This window comes from Vibrio neptunius, from assembly GCF_000967495.1.
Classification (GTDB): domain Bacteria; phylum Pseudomonadota; class Gammaproteobacteria; order Enterobacterales; family Vibrionaceae; genus Vibrio; species Vibrio neptunius.
Map to the genome: position 1 here is coordinate 1 of NZ_JXXU01000120.1, position 4921 is coordinate 4921.

At 41.1% G+C, this 4921-nt stretch carries 7 protein-coding genes; 1 reads left to right on the top strand and 6 read right to left on the bottom strand.

The window, feature by feature from the left end; translation table 11 throughout:
- Window positions 1-476 precede the first annotated feature (476 nt).
- From TW84_RS23255 to TW84_RS23270, 4 genes are all read right to left on the bottom strand, one after another.
- The gene (locus TW84_RS23255) at window positions 477-938 is read right to left on the bottom strand and encodes a hypothetical protein (RefSeq protein ID WP_045977980.1); all 462 of its coding nucleotides are present in this window, start codon (window positions 936-938) and stop codon (window positions 477-479) included.
- A 71-nt stretch (window positions 939-1009) separates the two neighbouring features.
- Window positions 1010-1480, bottom strand: coding sequence for a hypothetical protein (locus TW84_RS23260; RefSeq protein WP_045977981.1), 471 nt, complete (start codon window positions 1478-1480; stop codon window positions 1010-1012).
- A gap of 176 nt (window positions 1481-1656) precedes the next feature.
- A complete protein-coding gene (locus TW84_RS23265; RefSeq protein ID WP_052707963.1) occupies window positions 1657-2106 on the bottom strand; it encodes an SMI1/KNR4 family protein in 450 nt (149 codons plus the stop codon).
- A 297-nt stretch (window positions 2107-2403) separates the two neighbouring features.
- Window positions 2404-3327 carry a DUF2589 domain-containing protein gene (locus tag TW84_RS23270; protein WP_045977982.1) on the bottom strand — a complete coding sequence of 308 codons (924 nt, stop codon included), beginning with the start codon at window positions 3325-3327 and terminating at the stop codon, window positions 2404-2406.
- Window positions 3328-3348: 21 nt separating this feature from the next.
- Between TW84_RS23270 and TW84_RS24495 the strand changes: the two genes are divergently transcribed.
- Entirely contained in the window at window positions 3349-3540 is a 192-nt protein-coding gene (locus TW84_RS24495; protein ID WP_157634091.1) for a hypothetical protein, read from the top strand.
- Window positions 3541-3548: 8 nt separating this feature from the next.
- On the opposite strand, the gene TW84_RS23275 is transcribed toward TW84_RS24495, so the two are convergent.
- The gene (locus TW84_RS23275) at window positions 3549-3836 is read right to left on the bottom strand and encodes a GAD-like domain-containing protein (RefSeq protein ID WP_240478221.1); all 288 of its coding nucleotides are present in this window, start codon (window positions 3834-3836) and stop codon (window positions 3549-3551) included.
- 147 nt (window positions 3837-3983) lie between these two features.
- The gene (locus TW84_RS23280) at window positions 3984-4655 is read right to left on the bottom strand and encodes a GAD-like domain-containing protein (protein ID WP_240478222.1); all 672 of its coding nucleotides are present in this window, start codon (window positions 4653-4655) and stop codon (window positions 3984-3986) included.
- Between the last annotated feature and the right edge of the window lie 266 nt (window positions 4656-4921).

The window sequence follows — 4921 nt, forward strand, 5'->3', positions numbered from 1 at the left end:
TATTGATTACAATTTAACCAGTTGAAAAAGGTTAATAAAACTAGTGGTTTAGGCGAACTAACAAGAAGATTGGTGAAATGGAAGGTGATTTGGGGCTGAGAAATAGGCGAAAAGCCGATTTTGACCTGCTTTATGATTTTCTCTCTTATCGCTAGCCAGAGAGGGGAGGGATTATAACGTCTTATTTCTCGTTTATTCAATCAGTTATAACAAAAATGACGACTGCTATTAGCGATTGAGATTTGAATGCTCTATTTCCAATGCTGATATGGTGGGGTTCTTCTATATTTCTAGGAAATGCTTAGAGTCCTTGCAAATCGGTGCCTGTTCTTCATTTATGCTCTCAATTTCCTAAATAGCAGATCGAACATGTTAGGCAGCTACCAAGAGTGAAGCAGCAGTTTGTGATGGAGATGCAGGATATTGTGCTTCAGCAAGGCGCACATTAAAAGCCCGCGAGTGCGGGCTTTTTGACACTATATTTCGAAGAAAGTAAGACACAAACCATCTTCGTCAAACAGCTTTTCCTCTAACAGGAATTCAAAGCTCTTATGTGGATAAACAAACTCCAAACGGGCTTTCCAATAATAAATTAAAGTCTCAGCAAACGTTTTCATCAATTCATCATCTTCACACGCTTCATCTTCTGCCAGTAGAAAGAATTCTGAAAGACAAACTAAATTATTATATTGCTCAACTTCCTTTTTGCTTGAACCGAAGCGAGTAGAAATATTACGTACATTATTTTCAATATTACTATTTAAAAATATTGCTCCGTCATACTCAACAAATTCAGGTGAGAAAAGAGCTGCGCAAGCCAACACGCCTTCTAAACCCACACAATTCGACACGTAGCCGGTGTAACCAATTTTTTCAGGAAATCCTGAAGGGAACCTAGATAAAATTCTAGGCTCGACCAAACCACTTATTGTTTTCATTGCCTCACCTATTGCAATTTAGTGCCTGTCCTTAATTTACTTCAGTGAAGTTCGCTGCACTCTTTGTAATATTAGTCTACTAGTATTCTTTGCCATTTCTCTTCTTCAAGTATGTTTTTGGGAAGCTCGTCGTATACATAAAGCTCATCACCTAGGTTGATAATTGTAATGGATCGTGCTCCCTCGAAAGTCATTAATAAGCCGAATATTATTTTATCACTAACAATTAGGTCGATTTGATCAACTGTTCTTCCAATACCATATTCAAAATTATTATCATTCGAACAATCACACAGAATATCTTGTCCGTATTCGGCCATATTTGCTTCAACGGGAGTTTGATTATCAAAGTGGATTGACTCACCATCCTGATCACACTTGATTCTAACCTGAGAGCCGCCTTCAAAAGTAAAAAGCAGCTCTTGAGGAGAGGATAAATCTCTCTCTCCATCAAATGTATGTATAAGAGCAAAAACAGATAAAAGCCTAAAGCCTAGAATTTCTATTAAAAGGCAACTAACTTCAGGATTTAATTTGTCCATTTAATAATTTCCCTCAAGAGAATTTTTAACTGATGTGTTATTAATTCCATCTTTTAAGACGGTTACAAAAGATCCATCGGCTTTAGTCACCACAACATCACTACCTTTTATCCTGAAATTAAGAAAATCGTTGCCTGTCCTTAATTTACTTTTTTAACTAGCGTTATAACTACAGATCAATCTTCAAATAATATTTCTAGTAACTGTTCGAAGCTATCAGCCACTTGATAGATATTACCTAAATCATTTCTATTTCTTTCGTCTTGAGCATCCCAAAAAACTACCTTCCCATATTGAGCTTCAGACAATACTAAACAAATCAAATCGTTTGTATCGCTACACGCAATTGGGATATATGAATCAGGCAACCTACTTTTATATGCGTTGTAATTCCAGCTTAAGCAGCTAGATTCAATTTTCCTATCTATGCCAAAGAAAACCTGGACGCCTCCAACTTCCTCAGAATACTCCTTTATTGGGAACGCATCTGGCGATGGGCTACCGCCGTTAAATTTTAGTAGAAATTCTTGATAGCTAGTAGGAAACTCTAAGTCAGTATGTAAAGCAATTTCCTTTAACTCTGATTCAGATATAGATCTGCCCGGGCTATCAATTTTATTTAACATTGTATCACTCGCTATTATCCTCTGAATCCGATTGCAAATCGGTGTATGTCCTTAATTTGTACATATTGTGTTTATTACTGGTAGAACGTCCGAAAAGATAGCCAAACTTATCTGACTCAACAACACCTTCGATCGATTTGGCTCCAGTAGTGAAAATCGATGCCTGCCCTTAAACTTTTGCTTTTACGACATCAACGGGGACAGTATGGATGACTGACTCATAGCAGCAATGTGCGAAAAGAGCGTCAGCGCACAACTTAAATCCATTTAATCCGGTGTGTTTCATCGTCTACTTCCCTAAGTCGTACTTTTTCCTCTAGTGTTGACTTCGACACCGTTTACGGCTTGTTCAAGTTCATTCAGCGATTTTTGTAGTGTGATTTCATTCTCAACGACTACTTTTTTCGCTTCATTCACCTTGCTTTCCTCACTTTTCAGATCGGCTGTCTGTGATTGGTCATCTTGAGCGGATGCCACCTTGTCGTCTGATCGGTTAGTATTGGAAAGCTGTAGCTTCTTCGCTTCAAGCTCCATATTCGCTAGGTTAAACTGAGATTTCGCATACTCAAGAGCTTTGCGGTTTGCTACGACCTTATCTGCCAATTCACTGATATTTGAATCTAGCGCCAGCTTTTGGCCAGGGCCATTAACAGATTTAGGCGCCACAGAATCCTGAATAATGTCCAAAACCCTCGATAGGCCTTCTGGTGTCCCCGCCTGAGATGCGTGAACGTTAACGTGATATTTCGCTGAGTTATCACTTGAACGGGTGTTTTCTTTGTGCGAAGAGACACTACCCGAAACATTGGCTGTGACACTCTGCGGGGCCCAGCCCACTTTTGCTTTTGCTGAGAATGAGCCCTTGCTATCGCTCTTCTCAATTGATGCTTCTGAAGATTTGACTTCCATGTCAAAGGTAATATCCACTTCATCCACCATTAAATTGGGAATGTTGACAATAGCGAGAACCGGAACTTCTAGACCAACATCTTCTTGCTCAATGATGTCGTTACCTAAGCCATCCTTGCCCGTTACGACATGACGTGTGTAAGAGAAATCAGCAGTACGTGTTTTTTCACCGTCAAAACCTACGTCCTTGATAAAATCGACGGTCGGTCTTGCCAACATGACCTGCGAATCAAACGCTGCTTTAAGCGGGCTGCCAATCAAACTTTCCATTGGAAGTCCGCTAAAGCGTTTATTATTGTTTTTTAAAGCCATAAGTATTTCCTTTTGAGTGGAGTGAGACTGTGGGCCTCGGGAGTTGCCATTTCTGATGTCGAAATTGATGAATCTTTTCCATCATTCAGTGTAATCTGTTGGGGTATTTGCGTGTTGTATTTGTCGATGACTTTCATCACAGATTCTGTTGCCACGCTCGATTTGAATATCGATGTGGGTGATATGGGGTTGAAAATCGGTGCCTGTCCTTAATTTAGTCCTTAATTTAAAAATGCTCCATAGGCACTTCGCGCTATGACATGGTAGTTGTCATAATTGGCAAACTCTGTGCCCTTGAGGAAGCACTCAAGCACATCTTCAAACTCGGCGGGATTAGTGATCCAAAATAGGCCACCCTTAAAGCCAGAGAATCCGACCATTTGCCAATACTTCAATAACTGGTCAGGAAGTATGCCCCGATAAGCTTCAATGTGTTGGTCTGTGGCCTGAACATACGTGGTGGGCTCGCCAAATTCTTCCAAAAACATTTCAAAATCTTCGTCAGGCACTGCATTTTCCTCGTTTCATTTGTTTGTCACAGCTACGCCTTTCCGATTGTCTTTAAGCCTGCTTCTGGCATTAGATTGTGCCCGCGTTTAGACGTTTACGATATCAGAAAGCCCAAAAAACGCTTAGTGCGAGCTTAACGACATTGGCTAACCTTCATAATGCTTGATGACGTTGCTGACCATAGCGGCCATATCAATGACTTCGGCACCGCCTAAATCAGCCATGATGTGCAAGAACACCTGCAGATTCTCTTTGGCCATAGCATCAACGGATTTTTTACCGCCCATAAATAGGTAGGGGGTAAAGACCATGACCTCGTCTTTACCCACTGGGCCATACGTTTTGAGTACAGATGGGAAGAGGGGTATTGATTCAGTATCCATATCTACATCATCAACCTCTTGAAAACCAAAAAGCCTCCCTATAACAGCATTCTCAGAACCTTGCGATATCTGGTTTTCATCCCCTTCGCCAATAATAATCCAATTTAGTGCAGGCAGGATTTCAAGTGATTCACCAGTTCGTTCTCCCCAAAGGTAGAGATCACCATAAGCATTTCGCGCTATGACATGGTAGTTGTCATAATCGGCAAACTCTGTGTCCTTGAGGAAGCACTCAAGCACATCTTCAAACTCGGCGGGATTAGTGATCCAAAATAGGCCATCCTTAAAGCCAGAGAATCCGACCATTTGCCAATACTTCAATAACTGGTCAGGAAGTATGCCCCGATAAGCTTCAATGTGTTGGTCTGTGGCCTGAACATACGTGGTGGGCTCGCCAAATTCTTCCAAAAACATTTCAAAATCTTCGTCAGGCACTGCATTTTCCTCGTTTCATTTGTTTGTCACAGCTACGCCTTTCCGATTGTCTTTAAGCCTGCTTCCGGCATTAGATTGTGCCCGCGTTTAGACGTTTACGATATCAGAACGCTCATCACAGAAAGCCAAAAAAACGCTTAGTGCGAGCTGGACGACATTGGCTAACCTTCATAATGCTTGATGACGTTACTGACCATAGAGGCCATATCAATGACTTCGGCACCGCCTAAATCAGCCATGATGTGCAAGAACACCTGCAGATTCTC

Excerpts from the sequence above, each read along its gene's own strand:
- TW84_RS23260 (WP_045977981.1), bottom strand. The coding sequence starts at position 1,480 with ATGGACAAATTAAATCCTGAAGTTAGTTGCCTTTTAATAGAAATTCTA.
- TW84_RS23270 (WP_045977982.1), bottom strand. The coding sequence starts at position 3,327 with ATGGCTTTAAAAAACAATAATAAACGCTTTAGCGGACTTCCAATGGAA.
- TW84_RS23265 (WP_052707963.1), bottom strand. The coding sequence starts at position 2,106 with ATGTTAAATAAAATTGATAGCCCGGGCAGATCTATATCTGAATCAGAG.
- TW84_RS23255 (WP_045977980.1), bottom strand. The coding sequence starts at position 938 with ATGAAAACAATAAGTGGTTTGGTCGAGCCTAGAATTTTATCTAGGTTC.